This is a genomic window from Kerstersia sp., assembly GCF_052103615.1.
Classification (GTDB): Bacteria; Pseudomonadota; Gammaproteobacteria; order Burkholderiales; family Burkholderiaceae_B; genus Kerstersia.
In genome coordinates this window covers 30,053-50,264 of the sequence record NZ_JBQEKA010000007.1, presented here as the reverse complement: position 1 = coordinate 50,264, position 20,212 = coordinate 30,053, and the positions used below count along the sequence as shown (strand labels likewise).

General features: G+C 62.9%; 18 protein-coding genes. 6 read left to right on the top strand and 12 right to left on the bottom strand.

Annotated elements, in window-relative coordinates; genetic code table 11:
• The 4 genes from ribD to ACTJGZ_RS03570 all read right to left on the bottom strand — a co-directional run.
• The coding region (gene ribD / locus ACTJGZ_RS03585) for a bifunctional diaminohydroxyphosphoribosylaminopyrimidine deaminase/5-amino-6-(5-phosphoribosylamino)uracil reductase RibD (protein ID WP_441661608.1) at positions 1–358 on the bottom strand (358 nt) is incomplete at its 3' end.
• Between the two features lie 91 nt (positions 359–449).
• Entirely contained in the window at positions 450–974 is a 525-nt protein-coding gene (nrdR, locus tag ACTJGZ_RS03580) for a transcriptional regulator NrdR (RefSeq protein WP_441661578.1), read from the bottom strand.
• A 105-nt stretch (positions 975–1,079) separates the two neighbouring features.
• The gene (gene glyA / locus ACTJGZ_RS03575; RefSeq protein ID WP_441661577.1) at positions 1,080–2,324 is read right to left on the bottom strand and encodes a serine hydroxymethyltransferase; all 1,245 of its coding nucleotides are present in this window, start codon (positions 2,322–2,324) and stop codon (positions 1,080–1,082) included.
• Positions 2,325–2,619: 295 nt separating this feature from the next.
• Positions 2,620–3,276 (bottom strand): YbhB/YbcL family Raf kinase inhibitor-like protein, encoded by a 657-nt coding sequence (locus ACTJGZ_RS03570; protein ID WP_441661576.1) that lies wholly within the window; start codon positions 3,274–3,276, stop codon positions 2,620–2,622.
• A gap of 14 nt (positions 3,277–3,290) precedes the next feature.
• Here ACTJGZ_RS03570 and ACTJGZ_RS03565 point away from each other — a divergent pair, with 14 nt between their 5' ends.
• Complete coding sequence (locus tag ACTJGZ_RS03565; protein WP_441661575.1) at positions 3,291–3,518, top strand: hypothetical protein; 228 nt, start codon at positions 3,291–3,293, stop codon at positions 3,516–3,518.
• Between the two features lie 249 nt (positions 3,519–3,767).
• Here the strand turns inward: ACTJGZ_RS03565 and tyrS are convergent, their stop codons facing one another.
• On the bottom strand, positions 3,768–5,000 hold the full coding sequence (tyrS, locus tag ACTJGZ_RS03560) for a tyrosine--tRNA ligase (RefSeq protein WP_441661574.1): 1,233 nt from the start codon (positions 4,998–5,000) through the stop codon (positions 3,768–3,770).
• A gap of 381 nt (positions 5,001–5,381) precedes the next feature.
• Here tyrS and ACTJGZ_RS03555 point away from each other — a divergent pair, with 381 nt between their 5' ends.
• Together ACTJGZ_RS03555 and ACTJGZ_RS03550 are read left to right on the top strand one after the other, a co-directional pair.
• Entirely contained in the window at positions 5,382–6,698 is a 1,317-nt protein-coding gene (locus ACTJGZ_RS03555) for a peptidoglycan DD-metalloendopeptidase family protein (RefSeq protein ID WP_441661573.1), read from the top strand.
• Positions 6,699–6,701: 3 nt separating this feature from the next.
• The gene (locus tag ACTJGZ_RS03550) at positions 6,702–7,832 is read left to right on the top strand and encodes an anhydro-N-acetylmuramic acid kinase (RefSeq protein ID WP_441661572.1); all 1,131 of its coding nucleotides are present in this window, start codon (positions 6,702–6,704) and stop codon (positions 7,830–7,832) included.
• A 266-nt stretch (positions 7,833–8,098) separates the two neighbouring features.
• On the opposite strand, the gene erpA is transcribed toward ACTJGZ_RS03550, so the two are convergent.
• The 6 genes from erpA to pmbA all read right to left on the bottom strand — a co-directional run bounded on the left by erpA (position 8,099) and on the right by pmbA (position 13,689).
• Entirely contained in the window at positions 8,099–8,467 is a 369-nt protein-coding gene (erpA, locus tag ACTJGZ_RS03545) for an iron-sulfur cluster insertion protein ErpA (RefSeq protein WP_441661571.1), read from the bottom strand.
• A 283-nt stretch (positions 8,468–8,750) separates the two neighbouring features.
• Complete coding sequence (locus ACTJGZ_RS03540) at positions 8,751–9,530, bottom strand: DUF6776 family protein (protein WP_441661570.1); 780 nt, start codon at positions 9,528–9,530, stop codon at positions 8,751–8,753.
• Positions 9,531–9,551: 21 nt separating this feature from the next.
• Positions 9,552–10,616 (bottom strand): N-acetyl-gamma-glutamyl-phosphate reductase, encoded by a 1,065-nt coding sequence (gene argC, locus ACTJGZ_RS03535; RefSeq protein WP_441661569.1) that lies wholly within the window; start codon positions 10,614–10,616, stop codon positions 9,552–9,554.
• Positions 10,617–11,255: 639 nt separating this feature from the next.
• On the bottom strand, positions 11,256–11,648 hold the full coding sequence (gene rpsI, locus ACTJGZ_RS03530) for a 30S ribosomal protein S9 (RefSeq protein WP_068372703.1): 393 nt from the start codon (positions 11,646–11,648) through the stop codon (positions 11,256–11,258).
• Positions 11,649–11,657: 9 nt separating this feature from the next.
• Positions 11,658–12,086 (bottom strand): 50S ribosomal protein L13, encoded by a 429-nt coding sequence (gene rplM / locus ACTJGZ_RS03525; protein WP_068372705.1) that lies wholly within the window; start codon positions 12,084–12,086, stop codon positions 11,658–11,660.
• Between the two features lie 235 nt (positions 12,087–12,321).
• On the bottom strand, positions 12,322–13,689 hold the full coding sequence (pmbA, locus tag ACTJGZ_RS03520) for a metalloprotease PmbA (RefSeq protein WP_441661568.1): 1,368 nt from the start codon (positions 13,687–13,689) through the stop codon (positions 12,322–12,324).
• Between the two features lie 109 nt (positions 13,690–13,798).
• Between pmbA and yjgA the strand changes: the two genes are divergently transcribed.
• Together yjgA and ACTJGZ_RS03510 are read left to right on the top strand one after the other, a co-directional pair.
• Complete coding sequence (yjgA, locus tag ACTJGZ_RS03515; RefSeq protein WP_441661567.1) at positions 13,799–14,383, top strand: ribosome biogenesis factor YjgA; 585 nt, start codon at positions 13,799–13,801, stop codon at positions 14,381–14,383.
• Positions 14,380–15,063 (top strand): alpha/beta hydrolase, encoded by a 684-nt coding sequence (locus ACTJGZ_RS03510; RefSeq protein WP_441661566.1) that lies wholly within the window; start codon positions 14,380–14,382, stop codon positions 15,061–15,063. The genes yjgA and ACTJGZ_RS03510 overlap by 4 nt, the downstream gene beginning before the upstream one ends.
• A gap of 99 nt (positions 15,064–15,162) precedes the next feature.
• Here ACTJGZ_RS03510 and ACTJGZ_RS03505 read toward each other — a convergent pair whose 3' ends face one another.
• Entirely contained in the window at positions 15,163–17,616 is a 2,454-nt protein-coding gene (locus ACTJGZ_RS03505) for a GNAT family N-acetyltransferase (protein ID WP_441661565.1), read from the bottom strand.
• A 99-nt stretch (positions 17,617–17,715) separates the two neighbouring features.
• Here ACTJGZ_RS03505 and gltX point away from each other — a divergent pair, with 99 nt between their 5' ends.
• Entirely contained in the window at positions 17,716–19,110 is a 1,395-nt protein-coding gene (gltX, locus tag ACTJGZ_RS03500) for a glutamate--tRNA ligase (RefSeq protein WP_441661564.1), read from the top strand.
• Positions 19,111–20,212: the final 1,102 nt, after the last annotated feature.

Here is a 20,212-nt window from a genome sequence, read left to right as displayed (position 1 = left end):
CCGTTGCGATACCGGCAGCCTGCAAACGCGCCATGCCGCGCCCGTTGACCTGCGGATTGGGGTCGCCCATGGCCGCCACAACCCGCGCCAGGCCTGCCGCCACCAGAGCATCACAGCAAGGCGGCGTGCGGCCGAAATGGCTGCAAGGCTCCAGCGTGACATACGCCGTCGCGCCACGCACGTCGTGCCCGCGCGCGGCAGCATCCCGCAAGGCCCGGACTTCCGCATGCGGCCCGCCGGCAGGCTGCGTGGCCCCTGCGCCCAGCACCTGGCCATCGCGCACAATGACGCACCCGACCCTGGGGTTGGGTGTCGTGATGTTGATGACTTCCTCTGCCAGGGCCAGCGCCTGGCGCATCCAGGCAATATCCTGATCTTGCATCCTGTTCCCTTGCCATGCCGCGCCCGGCGCGGCGCGGTCGTCCTGCCCAGGCTTGAGCGGCCTTCCCTCAAGCCTTGTCTTTCAAGGCCGTCTCTTTCAGTGCCGCGCCCTTGGACGCCTTGTCCTTCAGCGCTTCGTCACGCGGCCCCTGCATGGCGCGGATGGCACGGACGAACTCGCCGATATCCTCAAAACTCTGATAGACAGAGGCATAACGCACATACGCCACCTGATCCAGATTTTTGAGTTCCTGCATCACCAGTTCGCCCACACGCGAGCTGGGCACTTCGCGCAAGCCGCTGGTCATCAGGGCTTCTTCGATACGCACCACGGCGGCATCCACATCAGCCGTCGCGACCGGGCGTTTGCGCAGCGCCAGGCTCAGACTGGCACGCAGCTTGGCGCGGTCATAGTCGGTACGGCTGCCATTGCGCTTCACAATGTAGGGCAAATCGAGTTCAGCGCGCTCGAAGGTCGTAAAACGGCGCTCGCAGGCAAGACAGCGACGTCGGCGACGTATGGTCTGGCCTTCCTCCATGGCGCGGGAATCCAGCACCTGGGTATCCTGGTGGCCGCAAAAAGGGCATTTCACGCTGTCATTCTCCTGTTTCCAGAATGCAAAAACGCGACTCGTATCATATACGAGCCGCGTTCCTCCGGGACCGGCGCTGCCCGGCGGGCAGCACCAGACCAGGGCTTACTTGTAAACCGGCAGACGGGCCGTCAGCTCGCTCACGCGGGCACGCACCTTGGCGATGTTGTCGGCGTCATGCGGATTGTCGAGCACATCGGCAATCAGGTTGGCGGTCAGTTCGGCTTCGGCTTCGCCGAAACCGCGCGTCGTGATGGCCGGGGTTCCCAGGCGGATGCCGCTGGTCACGAAGGGCTTTTCCGGGTCATTGGGGATGGCGTTCTTGTTCACCGTGATATGGGCCTGGCCCAGCACAGCTTCCGCTTCCTTGCCGGTAATGCCCTTGGCACGGAGGTCAACCAGCATGACGTGGCTTTCGGTACGGCTGGACACGATGCGCAGGCCGCGCTTGACCAGCGTTTCCGCCATCACCTTGGCGTTCTTGACGACCTGGGCAGCGTAATCGCGGAAGGACGGCTCCAGCGCTTCCTTGAATGCCACGGCCTTGGCGGCAATGACGTGCTCCAGCGGACCGCCCTGGATGCCGGGGAAGATCGCGGAGTTAACCGCCTTTTCAAATTCGGCCTTCATCATGATGACGCCGCCGCGCGGGCCGCGCAGCGACTTGTGCGTGGTCGAGGTCACGAAATCGGCATGCGGCACCGGGTTGGGGTACACGCCACCGGCAACCAGACCGGCATAGTGGGCGATGTCCACCATCAGCAGCGCGCCATTTTCATGGGCGATGCGGGCCAGACGCTCGAAGTCGATGTGCAGCGAATAGGCGGATGCGCCTGCCACAATCAGCTTGGGCTTGTGTTCACGCGCCAGGGCTTCGACCTGCTCGTAGTTCAGGACTTCATCAGCATCCAGGCCATACTGATAGAAGTTGTACAGCTTGCCCGAGGAGTTGACGCTGGCGCCGTGAGTCAGGTGGCCCCCTTCGGCCAGGCTCATGCCCAGCACCGTATCGCCCGGCTTCAGGACGGCGTTATAGACGCCCTGGTTGGCCTGGGAGCCGGAATTCGGCTGCACGTTGGCGGCTTCCGCGCCGAAGAGTTCCTTCAGGCGATCAATGGCCAGCTGTTCGACGATATCGACGAACTCACAGCCACCGTAGTAGCGCTTGCCGGGATAGCCTTCCGCGTATTTATTGGTCAGTTGCGTACCCTGGGCCTGCATCACCGCCGGGCTGGCATAGTTTTCCGAAGCGATCAGCTCGATGTGCTGTTCCTGGCGGACGTCTTCCTTCTGGATGGCGTCCCACAGTTCGGGGTCGACCTTATCTAGGGTACGGGTGCGATCAAACATTTGGGGGTCCTGAGCTCAATAGCGTGAAACACGAAGAAGCTATTAAGTTTACCCCGCCGGACACGGCAAAATGCACCATCAGGCAGCGATCGGGCATAAAAAAACCCGGCTTGTGTGCCAAACTGCCACGTTTGTGTGCGCGCGGCGAGAAAAGCGCGCGCCGGACTTGAACAACACTCATGAAAGTGTCTGGAGACTGCCCGGTGCGCCGCCTATGTCATGCCAGCGGCAAACAGAACGGCGGCACCGGCAGGCAGGCGCGGCACTGGCCGCCCTCCCTGCCCCTGCGCGGCCATCAGGACGCCGGCGGCCCGATACGCACCGGCGCCAGCGCCGGATTCAAGGTGTAGGTGCCCGTCCAGGAGGCGCTGTCGAGCACGTGCCCGTCCATGGCCTGCAGCACTTCCTTGCCGCCGAAACGTTCAGGCAGCGCCAGCGCGTCAACATCCAGCGCATACAGCGTGAAAACATAACGGTGCACCCGGGCATCATTCCACGGCGGGCACGGGCCGTCATAGCCGTAATAATCACCTGACATCTCGGCATCACCGGCAAACCAGCTGGTGTAATCATTGATGCCCTGACGCACGCCGTCGATATGCGTCTGGGGGCCAGGCTTGCCGCGCGCGTGGATGCCATTGGAGAAATGGCCTTCTTCGAGCGTACGGAAACGGGCGGGCATATCCACCAGCACCCAGTGGAAGAATTCGGCGCGCGGCAGGTCGGCCGACACTTCGCGTCCCTCAACATTGACATCATCGGGCACGGTCGGCACATCAGGATCGACGCACAGCAACGCGAATGACTTCACACCTTCGGGCACATCGCTCCATGCGAATTGCGGGTTGAAGTTATCCGCCAGCTCTACCTTGGATTTGGGATCCATTTTGCCGAAAGCATGGTGCTCCGGGATCGGTGCGCCATCGGCAAAGGAAAGACTTGCGAGTTTCATGGGAACAGCTCCTCGTGGAATGGCTGGACGCCGGCCTGGACAAATACGACTGCGGCTTCAAGAAGGCAACCCGGGTTGCCACGGCGCCGCCCAGCACTAGGAAACGAACGAAGCGCCCCGCCCGAGGCGGTACGCCCGGCTGCAATCAAAACAAGCAACCGAACGTTATCCTACAGCAAAACATTCTTTTTCATCGTAAAAAAGGCGTCATTTTGCAGGTAAAAATCATCATCCAGAAATGACAGAAAGCCCCATTTTTCAGCCTGCCGCCACGGCAAATCCCGCTCCGCCTTCTACGCCAGCGACGCGGCGCCCGCTGCCCTGGCGACGGCAAGGACGGCCACACGGCCCCGGGAGACCGCTGCGCGCGGCAATAAAAAAGCCCTGAGCCGCTTTCCGGGCCGGATTTCCATCCGGCGTCCGGGAGCCGCTCAGGGCCAGGCGGGATCAGGCCGGCAGTCTGGCTGGCCTGATCCGCGGGCGCTACCGTCTCAGGCAGCGACCAGCGTAACCCGCGCAAAGCGGCGCTTGCCCACCTGAATGACGTACTCGCCCGCTTCCAGCATCAGCCCGCGGTCTTCGATACGCTGGCCATCGACGCGCACACCGCCTTGCTCGATATTGCGGTTGGCTTCCGTGCCCGAAGGCACCAGGCCGGCTTCGCGCAAAACCTTGGCAATTCCCAGGGGAGCACCGGCAATGGTGACTTCCGGCATATTTTCCGGCACGGCGCCATCCCGGAAACGGGCATCAAACGCTCCGGCAGCAGCCTCGGCCGCCGCTTCGCCATGGAAACGCGCCACCAGCTCACGGCCCAGCAAGACCTTTACATCACGCGGGTTGCGGCCGGCTTCGACTTCCGCCTTCAAGGCTGCGATGGCATCCAGGGACAGGAAAGACAGCAGCTCGTAATACTTCCACATCAGCGTGTCGGAAATCGACATCAGCTTGCCGAACATGGAATCCGGCGCTTCGGTCACGCCAATATAGTTGCCCTTGGACTTGGACATCTTCTCGACGCCATCCGTCCCGACCAGCAGCGGCATGGTCAGCACGCACTGCTGCGCCATGCCGTATTCCTTCTGCAGCTCACGGCCCACCAGCAGATTGAACTTCTGGTCGGTGCCGCCCAGCTCCATATCGGCCTTCAAGGCCACCGAGTCATAGCCCTGCAGCAGCGGGTAAATGAACTCATGCACGGAAATGGGAATACCGCCCTTGAAACGCTTGGTGAAATCGTCACGCTCCATCATGCGCGCCACGGTATAGCGCGAAGCCAGCTGAATCAGGCCGCGCGTGCCCAGCGAATCGCACCATTCGGAGTTGTAGCGCACTTCGGTCCGCGCCCGGTCCAGCACCAGGCTGGCCTGGGAATAGTAAGTCTGGGCGTTGGTTTCGATCTGCTCGCGGGTCAGCGGCGGGCGGGTGCTGTTGCGGCCGCTGGGGTCGCCGATCGTGGCGGTGAAATCCCCAATCAGGAAGATGACCTTGTGGCCCAGGTCCTGCAGCTGGCGCAGCTTGTTCAGGACAACGGTGTGGCCCAGGTGGATATCAGGGGCCGTGGGATCCAGCCCCAGCTTGATCCGCAGCGGCTCGCCAGAGGCGCGGCTCTTTTCCAGTTTCTGAGCCAGTTCGGATTCAACCAGCAACTCATCGCAACCGCGGCGGATGATCTTCAGATCATCCTGAGTTTGGGGGGAAATTGTTTCAGAAGATGAGGACATGGGGGTAAAGGATAGCCTTGGCGGCTATAAGCATGTTAAAAAAGGCTAAATTCAAGGTGAAATCTCACCTTGTCGCGCTATCTCCTGGCAATCATAACGCGCCAAGAGATTTCTGCTTCGCAGTATCCCCTCGAAATTCTTCTGGCAGCCTGGCCAGCTCGCGGGAACTTATCCTGGAGCCGACTGGTCTGCCATGCATTGTTCCCAAACCTCGGCAATAGGGCTTCAGCGATGACCGGCAGGTCTCCCGATACGCAAAACAGGCTACGGACTCCCCTTTCTTCGGGGTTGAGCCAGCCACGTAATAATTTCTCCAGCCGCTTCCGCCGTGTCGCCCTTTTGGGCGCGTTCGCCATGTTTGGCGCAGCAGCAGCAATCGGCATGGTGCAACCCGACAAGAATAACAGCGTTCAGGTGCAGCAGCGCATGCTGCGTGAAACCCTGCCGCTGGCCTTGACCACCAACGACGCTCCGGCGGAAGACGCGGATTTCGTGCACGAAACCCGCATCCGCAGCGGCGACACGCTGGCCCAGGTACTCAAGCGCCTCAATATCGACGAGCCCGGCCTGCTGGCTTTCCTGACCCACAGTCCGGACGCCCGTAGCATCTACCGTCTCTATCCCGGCCGCTCATTGCAGGCATCGCTGGATGAAAACGGCCAGCTCAACTGGCTGCGCTACATTCATACGCCGCAAACGACCGAAAACAATCAGCCGGTAACCGCGCTGCTGGAAGTCAGCCGCGCTGACGATGGTTTCAGCGCCAAGGAAATCAAGATCACGCCAGAACGCCAGGTGCGCGTGGGCATGGGTGAAATCCGCAGCTCCCTGTTCGGCGCCACCGACCGCGCAGGCATCCCTGACGGCATTACCCAGCAGATTGCAGAAATCCTGGGCAGCCGGGTCGATTTCCTCAAGGATATCCGCCAGGGCGACCAATTCCGCGTGGTCTATGAGGCCCGCATGTTCGAAGGCCGGGCAGTCGGTTCCGGCCGCGTCCTGGCCGTTGAGTTCACCAACCGCGGCAAACAGCACAGCGCCGCCTGGTATTCCCCCAGCGGTGACGAACACGGCAACTATTACGACTTCGAGGGCAACAGTCTGCGCGGCGCCTTCCTGCGCACGGCCCTCAAATTCAGCCGCATCAGCTCGACCTTCGGCATGCGCCAGCACCCCATCCTGAACAAATGGGTGGGCCATAAGGGCGTGGATTACGCCGCGCCCAGCGGCACGCCGATTCACGCCACGGGTGACGGCACCATCAGCTTTGCCGGCTGGCAGAATGGGTATGGCAACGTCATCATCGTCGAACATGCTGGCGGTTATTCCACCCTGTATGCTCACCAGAGCCGCCTGGCAGAAGGCATGTCCAAGGGACGCCGCGTCAGCCAGGGCGAACTGATCGGCTACGTCGGTTCCACCGGCTGGGCGACCGGGCCGCACTTGCATTACGAATTCCGCGTCCAGGGCGTGCCGGTTGACCCGCTGTCTGCCTCCTTGCCGATCACGCACAAACTGACCGCGGCAGAAATCCAGGCGTTCACACGCTCAACCTCGCCGTATCAATCGCAAATCCGCATGCTGGCCCAATTCCAGCAAGACCTGCAGGATCAGCAAGACCTGCAGGATCAGCAAGACCTGCAGGATCAGCAAGAACTGCAGGAAGACAACGGCACCCAGATTGCCTCTGCCAACTGACCCATGACGGCTTCCTACCCTGACGCCCGCGCCCGCCGCGGGCGTTCTTACATCGGCATTATGTCTGGCACCAGCCTGGACGGCATAGACGCTGTCCAGGTCGAAATCACCGGGCCGCAGCAGCTGCGCATGATTGCGCATGCCCACCAGCCCTACCCGGCGTCCTTGCGGGAAGAGCTGCTGGCGCTCAATCAGCCAGGCGACAATGAAATCCACCGCGCCGAAACGGCCGCCCTGCAAATTGCCCAGGCCTACGCGCAGGCGGTCGCCGCCGTTCTATACCTGAGCGAATCGGATGCCGCGGATATCGCCGCCATTGGCGCCCACGGCCAGACCGTGCGCCACCGCCCCGATATCGGCTATACCGTGCAACTGAACGCCCCGGCGCTGCTGGCCGAACTGACCGGCATTCCGGTGGTCGCCGATTTCCGCCGCCGCGACATTGCCGCTGGCGGCCAGGGCGCGCCATTGGTGCCTGTCTTTCACTCGGCCCTGTTTCAGGCCGACCACCCGCGCGCCCTGCTCAACCTGGGGGGCATAGGCAACCTGACCTTGCTGCGGCCTGGCTGCGACCCTCAAGGCTTCGACACCGGCCCTGGCAACATGCTGCTGGACCTCTGGTGCCAGCGCCATACCGGCCAGGCCTATGACGCTGGCGGCACCTGGGCTGCCAGCGGCCACTGCCAGGCTGACTGGCTCGCCTACCTGCAGCAAAGCGAACCCTGGCTGGCGCTGCCGCCCCCCAAATCCACCGGGCGCGATCTCTTCAACAGTGACTGGCTAGACTGCCGCCTGCCTGCCGCAGGCCAGGCCAGCCCGGCGGATATTCAGGCCACACTGAGCCAATTCACCGTTGCCACTGTCCTGGACGCGCTAAACCAGCATGCGCCCGGCATAGAAGAACTGATCGTCTGCGGCGGCGGCGCCCGCAACCTGCACTTGCTGGGCACCCTGGCCCAACAGGCGCCCTGCCCGGTCAATGCCAGCGATGCCTATGGTGTCGATCCACAGCACATGGAAGCCATGGCCTTCGCCTGGCTGGCCTGGGCCCACCACCATCAAGTCCCCGCCGGCCTGCCCTCCGTCACGGGCGCGCGCCACCGCAGCATTCTGGGCGCCTGGCACCCGGCCTGACCCTAGCCACGCGCCAAGGGCCGCGAAAAGGCAGGCGCAGAAGAAAAGGCAGGCGCAAAAAAACCCTGCCCGTCAGACCGCCTGAAAAGCGGCCTGCCGTGCAAGGTTTTTCTAGGGATGGGCAGAGAGTTTCGAGCAGGCGGTTATACCCCGCCGTACCTGCTCACCACTGCGTCCTGCTCACTGCATACCGCTCACTGCATCCCGCCTGCTGCCAGTCTAGGCAGGCGCCGGGGCTATCAGGCCACCGGCGGACTGCCAGGGCATTACACCGAAAACGACGAACCGCAACCGCAAGTCGTGGTGGCATTCGGATTGCGAATCACGAACTGCGCGCCTTCGATGTCTTCCTTGTAGTCGATTTCCGCGCCCACCAGATACTGGAAGCTCATCGGATCCACCAGCAGTTGCACACCCGCCTTTTCCAGGATGGTGTCGTCATCGGCCACATCCTCATCAAATGTGAAACCGTACTGGAAACCCGAACAGCCGCCGCCCTGCACAAACACGCGCAGTTTCAGGTTGGGGTTGCCTTCGTCGATGAGAAGATCGCGCACTTTTTCAGCGGCGGCATCGGTAAAGAGAATGGACGCAGGCGGTGCCTGCAGATCGGTGACTTCGGTCACTGCGCTCATTTGCTGACTCCTGGCGGCCTGCTTAGGCCGCGAGATGGCCGGCACAGAAACACCGGCGGACGCTTCACTATACCGCAGCACCCCCGGCCAAACCAGGGATACACCCATAGACAGCATTGCTATTTTGCCATTGCCGCAACACTCCGGCCCGCCAGGCTGTCTGGGCGGCCGGGCGGCCATACCCGCTCCCGCTAGCCCGTCTCGCCCGCCACCTGCTCACTGCCAGACCAGCGCAGCGGCATGCCAGCACGCTGCGCCAGAACCCGCTACGCCAGAAACACGCTCAAGGCGCTCCTGCCGTCTCCAGCTCCACCCGGTAAGCCGTTTTCACGGCATCGCCTTCCAGGACCTGCACGGTCACCGACGCCGGCACAAACCCCGCAGGAATCCACAAGACGCCCTTGGCGCTCAAATACTGGTCAAAATTCAGCTCGTGCTTGACCGCCGTTTCTGGCGTTCCCGGAATAGGCTGGCCGCTGGGGTCCGCCTGCATGGGGCGCAACTCCCGCGTTGCCGCCTTGCCGTTCTCCGTTCCCGCTGCCATAAACCGCAAACTGCCCTGGAAAGGCGCATCCACTTTGCCGTTACGCATCAGCAGCACGCGGTACTGCAAGGCACTGCCGAAACGCTCGAAACTGGCAGACCGGATATCCACGGAACCGCCAGGCCCCGAAGGCAGCAACTGCTCGAAAAAGGCCAGGCGATCCCGCTCCGCGCCCAAATCCCGCTGCAAGCCTGACACCTGCTCTTCCAGGCGCTGGCGCGCCGCCTGCTCCACGGCCAACTCGCCATCGCGCATGGCCAGCTGCGAACGCAACAGTATCAACTCTTCCTGGCTGCGCAGCAGCGCCTCGTCCGGCGCCAGCAACGCTGCCGCCTGGGGCACTGGCGATTGCGGCCGCGCCTGCGCCCAGAACCAGCCGCCCGCCACGCCCGTCACCACCCCCAGCAACAAGGCCAGCACAATAGCCAGGGCAGGCGCACGCCGGGCGCGCGCCCGATGCCGCACCGTATGGGGAGCATGGGCATTCGCCTTGAGCGGCCTGCGTTTACTGGTTGGCACAGTCAAATATCACTCAAAGGATCAAGGCAAAATTGCCACATGTTCCAGCCCCGCCGTTTCCGGGAAGCCGAACATCAGATTCATATTCTGCACAGCCTGGCCAGACGCCCCCTTCACCAGATTATCCTGCACCACCAGAATGATCAGCTGATCGCCATTGGCCGGGCGCTGCACGGCAATACGCAGCTTGTTCGACGCGCGCACCGTCCGGGTTTCCGGCAATTGGCCTGCCGGCAACACATCCACAAAGGGCTCCCCAGCGTAGCGTTCCTCGAACAGCTTCTGGAAATCCACCTCGCGCGCGCCCGGCAGAATACGCGCATAAATCGTCGAGAACATGCCGCGTATCATGGGCACCAGATGCGGCACGAACGTCAATTTGATCAGACTGCCATGCAAACGCGACAACTGCGCCTCGATTTCCGGCTGGTGCCGGTGGCCCGCCACGCCATACGCCTTGAAATTATCGCTGGCCTCGGAAAACAGCAAAGGAATCTCGCCTTTACGGCCCGCGCCGGTCACACCGGATTTGCAATCGGCAATCAGGCTATTGGTATCAATCAGGCTCAAACCGCCTTCCAGCAAAGGCGCCAGGCCCAGAATCACCGTCGTGGGGTAGCAACCGGGATTGCCCACCACCCGCGCCTCACGCAAGCCATCGCGATCCAGCTCCACCAGTCCGTAACGGGCTTCAGCCAGAATATCCAGGCAAGCATGCGGCATCTTGTACCATTTCTCGAACATCGACGGATTCTTCAGGCGGAAATCCGCCGCCAGGTCGATGATCTTCACGCCGGCATCCAGCAGCTCACGCGCCTGATTCATGGCCACGCCATGCGGTGTGGCAAAAAATACGACATCGCACTGATTCAGCTCGGCCTTATCCGGCGAACTGAAAGCGATATCGACATGGCCGCGCAGGTTCGGATACATCTCCGCTACCGGCAGGCCATCTTCCTTGCGGGAGGTAATGGCCTTGATCTCCACATGCGGATGGCGCGACAACAGGCGCAGCAACTCCACGCCGGTGTAGCCAGTACCGCCAACAATACCGACCTTGATGCGCGCAGGTGCGGTTTGAGCCATGTCGAATTCCTCTCGTAATACGGGTTCTTCTGAAACCATTGATTCTATCGCTTCTGGATGAGACCCCAGGTACTTTTTCCAAGTTCCCTGATTTCTCCCCATTGCACCTGCCCCGCCCCCATCATCGTCCGGCCCGGCCGCCCCGCAGCCAGGGCAAAGCGGTCAAGCCGTACCGAAGGACTGAGGACGGAAGGCTGAGGTAAAGATACATCAGCCTTACTTTTTTAAAACCCCGACCATCGCCAGCCACTGCGCGCAACGATTGCAAGCGCCCAGGCCAGCCGTCCGGGCCCGCGCAGTGGAGCGTGCCGGTGTTCGGGGCGGGAACGGGGAACCGAGGGCACACATGTCTGAGCGGCATGCTTGCGGACAGTCCGGCGGACTGTCCGCGCCGCGAGTTGTGTGCCCGCCCCGTTCCCGTCCCGAACGCCGGGCAGTTCCGGCGCAGCCGGAACCACGCGATCTGCGCGGGCCCGGGCGGCTGGCCTGGGCGCGGCTTAGCAAGACGCCCTCTGCCCCTCAGCCCAACCCCAACCCCACACAACCGCCAAAGCATAAAAAAACCCCCGGCTGCCAAAACAGCCAGGGGTTTTTTCGCCTGCCCATACCGCTCCGAAAAGCGGCAAGGACAAAAACGCATCAGCGCTTGCTGAATTGCTTGCGGCGACGGGCTTTGTGGAAGCCGGTCTTCTTACGCTCGACTTCACGCGCGTCGCGGGTCACCAGGCCAGCCTGGGACAGTGCGGGCTTCAGCGTTGCATCATAGTCGATCAGTGCGCGGGTAATACCGTGGCGCACTGCACCGGCTTGGCCGCTTTCGCCGCCGCCATGCACGTTGATATGGAAATCGAACGATTCCAGATGGCCGGTCAGCACCAGCGGCTGACGCACGACCATGCGGCCGGTTTCGCGAGCGAAGTATTCGTCAACAGCTTTGCCGTTGACCACGATCTTGCCCGATCCCTTCTTGAGAAACACGCGAGCCACCGAAGTCTTGCGGCGGCCGGTGCCGTAGTTCCAGTTACCGATCATGGCCTTTCCTTAGATTTCCAGCGGCTGCGGCTGTTGCGCGGCGTGCGGGTGCTCGGCACCGGCATACACCTTCATTTTCTTGATCATGGCGTAGCCCAGAGGACCCTTGGGCAGCATGCCCTTAACGGCCTTCTCAAGCGCACGGCCCGGGAAACGCTGCTGCATCTTCTCGAAATTGGTTTCGGTGATGCCGCCGGGGTAGCCCGAGTGACGGTAGTAGCGCTTGTCCAGCGCCTTGTTGCCGGTCACGACGATATCGGCCGCGTTAACGATGACGATGTAATCGCCGGTGTCAACGTGAGGCGTGAATTCCGGTTTGTGCTTGCCACGGAGGCGGCGTGCGACTTCGCTGGCCACACGACCCAGGACCTTGCCCTTGGCATCAATCACGAACCAGTCACGCTTGACTTCATGCGGCTTTGCCACAAAGGTCTTCATGATCTGTTCCTAAAATCAAATGAAATCCGGTCAGGCAACGCCACCATTGGCATGCCCCGCGCGCCCGTCAGGGCACACCCGGAAAAGTTCAGAATCACGCTGCGCGGCCCGCATTATAGAAGCCAGGCTTCCAAAACACCGGCACGCGCAACGCGTGCTCGCCAAAGCGTTGTCAACCGCCCGTGCGAATTTCCCTGCCCGCAAAGGCAGAAACCGGCAAGTTTAGCATGAAAAATCAAGAACCTGCCACTGCCATCCGGTCAATCAAAATCGAACCGGTGGTTTTCGCGCCACGCGTAATCGTATCCGCGCCGACCGCCACGATCCCCTTGAACATCTCCGGCAGGCTCCCGGCAATCGTGATCTCTTCCACCGCGTGGACAATCTCCCCGTTCTCCACCCAATAGCCAAAAGCGCCGCGCGAATAATCACCCGTCACATAATTCACGCCCTGGCCAATCAGCTCAGTCACCAGCAGCCCTGTGCCCATCTTCTTGAGCATCGCGCGGAAATCATCTGTTTTGCGGGTACGTGAAGAACGCAACACCAAATTATGCGAACCCCCGGCATTGCCCGTAGGCGGCAAGCCCAGCTTGCGCGCCGTATAGGTAGAGAGGAAATAACCTTGCAGCACCCCGGCATCGACCACGCGGCGCGCGCGCGTGCGCACCCCTTCGTCATCGAAAGCCGCGCTGCCCCCCTGCCCGGGCAGGAAAGGATCCTCATCCATGCGGATATGGCGCGGAAACAACTGTTTGCCCATGCCATCCAGCAGGAACGACGCCTTCCGGTATAAAGCGCCGCCACTGGCGGCCCGCACCATCGCGCCCATCAGGCCCAGCGCCAGCGGCGCCTCGAACAGCACCGGATAATTGCCCGTAGGGATACGCCGCGCCGACAAACGCGACAGCGCCCGCTGGGCGGCATACCGCCCCAGCGCCTCGGGATCAGCCAAGTCAGCCGGGTTCAGCACCGCGCTATACCAATAATCACGCTGCATGCCATTGCCGCGCCCGGCAATGGGCGCGACCGAAAGGCTATGGCGCGAATAGGGATAGCCCCCCATAAACCCGCGCGTATTGCCCAGCACGAAATGCCCTTCGCTGGCATTGATCTGCGAACCATCGCTATTGCTAATCATCTTGCTCACCGAGCGCGCTGCCTGCTCGGCCCGCAAGGCCAGCCTGGCTGCCTCATCGGCATCCAGCGCCCAAGGGTAATGCAATTGCAAATCGGGAAAATCCGTCGCCAGCGTCTCGGCGTCCGGCAAACCTGCCGCCTCATCCTCACCGGTATAGCGGGCGATATGCCAGGCGGCCTCCACGGCGGCGCGGATTGCCTGCGGGGAAAAATCGGACGTACTGGCCGAACCGCGCCGTTGCCCGGCATAAACCGTCACGCCCAAGGAGCGATCGCGCGTTTGCTCCACGGTTTCGACATCGCGGCGGCGCACCGAAACGCTCAGGCCCTGGCTTTCAGAGACTTCGGCGGCGGCATCGCTGGCGCCCAAGCTGCGCGCGTGGCTCAATGCCAACTCGACCAATTCGCGGAACAATGCCTGATGCGCGGCAATCGGTAAAAAACTTGAAGAAGAATCTGCCATGACTTTCCCATACGCTGAGGCGGGTATCATAGCCAAGTCGCCGCCCGCATGACGAAGTTTCGTCCGCTCGCCGCTATTCTTTTTCATTTGTCTCACTCAGGATTTCCCCATGTGCCCGCCCGCCTACCCCACGACCGACGAGTTCGACGAGGAGGATCTGTCTCCCAGCAAGTCTCAGGTCAAACGCGACATGCACGCCCTGCTCGATCTGGGCAAAACGCTGATAGACCTGCCGGTTGACCGATTGAAACAGCTACCGCTGTCCGAATCGCTATACGAAGCCATCCGCGCCGCCCAGCGCATCAACAGCCACGGCGCGCGCAGGCGCCAGACCCATTACGTCGGCAAGCTCATGCGCGACGCGCCGGCTGACGCCATCCGCACCCAGCTCGACATCTGGGCCAACGGCTCACGCGAACAAACCGCCGGCCTGCATCGCATCGAACGCTTGCGCGACCGCCTGATGCTGGACGACCAGCCCCTGACCGAGCTGCTGAACCGCCACCCGGACGCCGATGCCCAGGCCCTGCGCGCCCAATTGCGCGCCGCCCGCAAGGAAGCCGCCGCCAACGCAGCCTTGCCCGAAGACCGCGAACCGCAACGCAAGCATTACCGCGCCCTGTTCCAGACCCTCAAATCGCTGCTCGACGCAGACCAGACAGCCGCCCCTTCTGAACCTGATACCGCATCATGACTTCCGCATCCGAATTGCTGGACACCATCGAACTCGACACTGCGCCAAACCCGACCCACGCCGTCATCTGGATGCATGGGCTAGGCGCCGACGGCAATGACTTCGCGCCCATCGTGCCGCATCTGTCCTGGCCTGGCGCGCCGGCCATCCGTTTCGTCTTTCCGCACGCCCAAGTGCGTCCGGTTACCATCAATGGCGGCATGCCCATGCGCGCCTGGTACGATATCTTCCAGATGGCTGCCGGCGTCCGTGAAGACAGCGCGGGCATCCATGCCTCCGCCCGCCAGATCGAAGCGCTGATCGCCCGTGAAAATGCGCGCGGCATTCCTGCCGCCAACATCGTGCTGGCCGGTTTTTCGCAGGGCTGCGCGATGACGCTCCACACCGGGCTGCGCCACCCTGAAACGCTGGCGGGCCTCATCGCCCTGTCCGGCTACCTGCCGCTGGCTGACACCCTGGCCGCGGAACGCAGCCCCGCCAACCAGACAACGCCGATTTTCATGGCGCATGGCACCCAGGACCCCATCGTCATTCCGGCCCGCGCCGAAACCGCGCGGCGCATCCTGGACAGCCTGGGCTATCAAATCGAATGGCGCACCTACCCCATGCCGCATTCGGTCTGCCCGCAAGAAATCGCCGATATCGCGGTATTCCTGAAAACGGTCATGTCCGCGCAGTAAGCGCGCACACCACATCAGCAAGACAGTGCAGCCAGGCGGCGCGGCCTGGCTGTGCAGCCTGGCCCGCCAGGGCCAGGCCTGACGACACGGCAACGGCGCTCAGCGCGCCGGCCCAAGCCCCAGCCAGACCCGCCGCATGCTCGGGTCCTCGGCATCCACGTCATTCGTGAACCCCAGACTGGTCATCAAACCCAGCATCGGGCGGTTATTCGCCAGCACCAGGCCGTCGATGTACTCCAGCCCCTGAGCCGCCGCGGCTTCAATCAAGGTGCCCATCAGTTCACGCCCCAGCCTGCGCCGCTGCCAGTCATCCGCCACCACCAGGGCATACTCGGCGCCGCGCCCATCGGCATTGCGCAGATAATGCGCCAGCCCGATGATGATTTCCATCGGCAGGCCGCGATTGGCCGGATTCGGCACCCGTGTTGTCGCCACCAGCGCGAACTCGCGGTGGTAATCCACCTGGGTGTAGCGCGCCAGCATGCGCGGCGTCAGCTCCCGCATCATCGACACAAAGCGCATATAACGCGTTTCTTCCGACAGCCCGCGAATAAAGGTCTGCAGCAATTCCGCATCATCCGGGCGGATGGGCCGGATTTCCCAGGGCGCGCCATCGGCAAATTGACGCTGGCGCACCCACTGCGCCGGATAAGGATGAATCGCCATGTGCGGATAGCCATTGGCTGCCGGCCGCTGCGCAGGCAGCTCCGCCAGGCGGATACGCATCCCGCCGGCAGTCAGGCCGGCATCGCCCACATACAGCGGGTCTATGTCGATTTCCTGCACCCCTGGCAATTCCGTCACCAGGTCCGAAATACGCTCCAGCGCGATACGCAAAGTCTCCTCCGCCGACGGGCTGATATGGTCGCGCAGCACGCGCTGCCACAGCCGGCTGCGCTCCATCAGCTGCCTGGCCAGGAAGGCATTCAGCGGCGCAAGGTCCGACCCGCGGTCCGGCGCCTGCATCCCTGCCGCCGCGCCCCCAGCGCTCAGACTGAGCACGGGGCCAAACCGGCAATCGGTGCGGACACGAATGGCTGCCGGCGGCTCCAGCGCATCGCCCGGCGGCTCGCACCCGACATACGGCCCTGCCACCGGCACCTGGAACGCCCGCAATAGCGCGCGGCATTCGGCCGGTTCCAGCTCATGGCGCGCCGCCGCCCGCGCATGCGCCAGCACCCGTTCGGCCCCGGCAATATCCGGGGCCTCGCCCGGCTGTTCCGGCGGCTGGGTCTGAATCAGCAACTGCTGGTTGTAATGATGCGTGGCCAGCACGCCAAACGCATCCGCCGCCGACTCCGGCGTCCGGAACGCCGGTGTGCCCGCATCATCCATCAAACGCCGCAACGGACGCATGCCCGCGTCGCCCATCAGGCAGGTGATGACAGGCTTGCGCGCCTTGGGCGCCAGTTGCGCCAAACGCGTCACCACACCGGCCAGATCCGAACGCGCATCCGGCGCCAGCAACACCAGCACCCCTTCGACATTGGCGTCATCCAGCAGGCACAGCAGCAGGTCCGCCACCCGGTCCGGCGTCAAAGGCGCATAGCTGATCACAGGATTGGCGGGCTTGGCCGCTGGTTCCAGCAGCTCCGCCAGACGCTTGCTGGTCGCTGCCGCCAGATCGGCCGGCAGCACCGCCGAGGCCGGCCCCATCAGATCCAGCGCCAGCTGCGGCGGCCCGCTGCCATTGGATAACAGCGCCACCCCCCGCCCGCGCGGCCGGCGCGCATAACCCAACACTTTCAATGCTGAAAACAGCTGCACGAAATAGCGCACCCGCACCGCGCCCGCCCGCCGCAGCGCGGCATCAAAAGCGTTGTCCGCCCCGGAAACATCCAGCGCGCGCCCGGCTTTGAGCACCACGACCGGCTTGACCATGGCAGCGGCCCGCAGGGCGCTCATGAACTCACGCGCAAAACCGACATCCTCGACATACAACGCAATGCTATCTGTCCAGCCATCGCCCGCCAGGAAATCCAGCACCTGCGGCAAACCGATCACCGCCTCGTCGCCTAGCGCCACCGCGACAGAAAACCCGATATGGGCATCGTCGGCCCAATCCATGATGGCGGCCATCAGCGCGCGCGACTGCGTCACCAGCGCCACTTTTCCCCGCCGGGCCAAAATGGGATGCTGACTGAGATTTAACCCGGCAAGCGGACGCTGCACGCCAAAAGCATTGGGCCCCAGCAGCGCGCACTGGTGGCGCAAGGCCCAATCGCGGCACAGGGCCGCGGTAGCGGCGGGATCCGGGTCAGCTTCATCAGAGGGAAACAAGATGGCCGCATGCGGGCGGAAGCTTTCCAGCCGGCCCAGGGTTGCCATCAGCACGGATGGCCGCACGCCCACCAGCGCCAGGTCCAGGCGGCCGCCAGGCACCAATCCACAGAGCGTCTCGGGCAAGGCAGGCACCTCGCCAGGCACGCATTCCACCCGTGTCACGCGCTCGCGCAAAGTCGCCGGCAGGCTATGCATGACAGGCACGGCATTGTCAGCTACCACCAGCAAGGTGCGCGGATCAAACAGCGGAGCAATAAGATGACGCAACATAGTGGGTGGCGCTCCATTAAAATGATACGGATACCATAACCCTACACGCACTCACGGCGGCATGAAAGCAGTATTCACGCCATGCCGCCCGCGCCAGCCATGACCACACCCGTACGTACCCGTTTCGCTCCCTCCCCCACCGGCTTCCTGCACCTGGGAGGCGCCCGTACCGCCCTGTTCTCCTGGGCCTATGCCCGCCATCACGGCGGCACCTTCGTCCTGCGCGTCGAAGACACGGACCTGGAACGCTCAACGCCGGAGGCCGTGCAAGCCATTCTGGATGGCATGCGCTGGCTGCGCCTGGATGCGGATGAAGGCCCGTTTTATCAAATGCAGCGCATGGACCGCTACCGCGAAGTGCTGGCTGGCATGCTGGCCGCCGGTTCGGCCTACTACTGCTACAGCAGCCCGGAAGAAGTTGAAGCCATGCGTGAAGCTGCCCGCGCCCAGGGCCTCAAGCCGCGCTATGACGGCACCTGGCGCCCGGAACCGGGCAAGACGCTGCCCGCCATTCCGGAAGGACGCAAACCGGTCATCCGTTTCCGCAGCCCGCTGGATGGCGAAACGGCCTGGAACGATATGGTCAAGGGCCCTATCCGCTTTGCCAACAGCGAACTGGATGATCTCATCATCGCGCGCCCGGACGGCACGCCGACCTACAACTTCTGCGTGGTCGTCGATGACCTCGACATGAACATCACCCATGTCATCCGCGGCGATGACCACGTCAACAACACACCGCGCCAGATCAACATCCTGCGCGCGCTGGGCGGCGCCGTGCCCGAGTATGGCCACCTGCCCATGATTCTCGGCCCGGACGGCGAAAAGCTGTCCAAGCGTCACGGCGCTGTCAGCGTCATGGAATACGACCGTGACGGCTACCTGCCGGAAGCCATGATCAACTATCTGGCGCGTTTGGGCTGGAGCCATGGTGACGATGAGCTTTTCTCCCGCGAACAATTCGTCGAATGGTTCGACCCCAGCCACCTGTCGCGCTCCGCGGCGCAATGGGATCCGAAGAAGCTCAATTGGGTCAATGCCCACTACATCAAGCAGACGCCCGAGGCCGAACTGGCCGCGCTGGTTGCCCCCCGCATCACTGCGCGTGGCGGCAAGGCAGACATTGCCAATCTCGATGCCGTGATCGCGCTGCTGAAAGACCGCGCCGAAACCCTGGAACAACTGGCCGATGGCGCCATGCTGTTCTGCGGCCCGCATGAAGCCGCGCCCGCGGAACTGGCGCAGGAACACCTGGGCGATGACAACCGCGCCCTGCTGCGTGATTTCGCCGCGCTGCTGGCCGAAACGCCCTGGCAACGCGAAGCGCTGAATGCGCAGGTCAAATCCTTCATCAAGGAACGCGGCCTGAAGATGCCGCACCTGGCTATTCCCTTACGCGTAGCAGTCGTCGGCCGCCCCCAGACGCCCTCTATCGACGCCGTGCTGGAACTGCTTGGCCGCGAGACGGTACTGGCCCGCCTGGCCCAGATCTGACGCTGCCCCGCAGCCATGGCAACGTGCGCTGCGAACCCGCCCCGGCGCAGCCGCGTTCATCCGAACCGCGGCTGCGCCGGGGCAAATTTCATCATCGGCAAGCATCAGGCCTAGCGCTTTTTCACCTGTTTTTTCCGGCTCGCTGAACGGCGCCAACCCATACGGCAAGAGTCAGTCCCCATGCCAATTGCAGCCAAGTACTGCGCCTGAAACCACACTGTCAGAAAAGCAACGCTGGAAAATGGCCGCAAACATCCCAATCCAGGCAAATTCCCCTATGATTGAGGTATTTCCGGCCCCGCCCTGATCGGCTACGAACTTGTCTATCACCCTACCCGTGTCTGGCACGATCTTTCCGACCGCCGTTTCTGTGCCTGCCTCTTATCGAAGGCAGGTGCTCAGCATCGCCCATCCCCACATGGCAGGCGCAGTGCCCATCCCCCCATCCCCAACAGATTTGCATCGAGGCAGGCAGTCCTCAACCTGTCAGCGCCATTTGAAATGTCTCGCGCCTTTCACGCGGGCCATATCAAAGGGTCGCAAGATGTTCATTGGCATTTCCCCGGCTCGCAGCCTTCCCATGCGCGCAGAATTCGCCAATGAATTTTCCGAGCAGCTAAGTGCCAGATTAACCGGCAGTTACTGCGCGCGTTGATGTTCCGGGAACCCTGAGAGAACCTAAGGAGTAATACCATGGCAACAGCCACCAAGACTGCGGCAAAGGCAGTCAAGAAAACCGCAACCAAAAAAACTGCCGACCAAACTGCCGCCGTCCCTGTGACCGCACAAGCAAGCGCCCAACCGGCTGCTGCCACTCCTGCTGCCAAGACGCCGGCCAAGAAGGCTGCGGCTGCCAAGACCCCGGCTGCTGCAAGCGCCAAGGCGGCGGCAAAACCGGCGGCCAAGCCTGCCGCTAAGCCTGCTGCCAAACCGGCTGCCAAGGCACCCGCCAAGAAAGCTGCGGCCGCCAAGACTCCGGCTGCTGCAAGCGCCAAGGCGGCGGCCAAGCCGGCTGCTAAGCCTGCCGCCAAACCGGCTGCCAAGGCACCTGCCAAGGCTGCGGCAAAACCCGCTGCTAAACCTGCCGCTAAGCCCGCTGCCA

Excerpts from the sequence above, each read along its gene's own strand:
- erpA (WP_441661571.1), bottom strand. The coding sequence starts at position 8,467 with ATGAGCGCAGTGACCGAAGTCACCGATCTGCAGGCACCGCCTGCGTCC.
- ACTJGZ_RS03550 (WP_441661572.1), top strand. The coding sequence starts at position 6,702 with ATGACGGCTTCCTACCCTGACGCCCGCGCCCGCCGCGGGCGTTCTTAC.
- ACTJGZ_RS03510 (WP_441661566.1), top strand. The coding sequence starts at position 14,380 with ATGACTTCCGCATCCGAATTGCTGGACACCATCGAACTCGACACTGCG.
- pmbA (WP_441661568.1), bottom strand. The coding sequence starts at position 13,689 with ATGGCAGATTCTTCTTCAAGTTTTTTACCGATTGCCGCGCATCAGGCA.
- rpsI (WP_068372703.1), bottom strand. The coding sequence starts at position 11,648 with ATGATCGGTAACTGGAACTACGGCACCGGCCGCCGCAAGACTTCGGTG.
- ACTJGZ_RS03570 (WP_441661576.1), bottom strand. The coding sequence starts at position 3,276 with ATGAAACTCGCAAGTCTTTCCTTTGCCGATGGCGCACCGATCCCGGAG.
- tyrS (WP_441661574.1), bottom strand. The coding sequence starts at position 5,000 with ATGTCCTCATCTTCTGAAACAATTTCCCCCCAAACTCAGGATGATCTG.
- ACTJGZ_RS03555 (WP_441661573.1), top strand. The coding sequence starts at position 5,382 with ATGGTGCAACCCGACAAGAATAACAGCGTTCAGGTGCAGCAGCGCATG.
- yjgA (WP_441661567.1), top strand. The coding sequence starts at position 13,799 with ATGTGCCCGCCCGCCTACCCCACGACCGACGAGTTCGACGAGGAGGAT.
- rplM (WP_068372705.1), bottom strand. The coding sequence starts at position 12,086 with ATGAAGACCTTTGTGGCAAAGCCGCATGAAGTCAAGCGTGACTGGTTC.
- gltX (WP_441661564.1), top strand. The coding sequence starts at position 17,716 with ATGACCACACCCGTACGTACCCGTTTCGCTCCCTCCCCCACCGGCTTC.
- ACTJGZ_RS03505 (WP_441661565.1), bottom strand. The coding sequence starts at position 17,616 with ATGTTGCGTCATCTTATTGCTCCGCTGTTTGATCCGCGCACCTTGCTG.
- argC (WP_441661569.1), bottom strand. The coding sequence starts at position 10,616 with ATGGCTCAAACCGCACCTGCGCGCATCAAGGTCGGTATTGTTGGCGGT.
- glyA (WP_441661577.1), bottom strand. The coding sequence starts at position 2,324 with ATGTTTGATCGCACCCGTACCCTAGATAAGGTCGACCCCGAACTGTGG.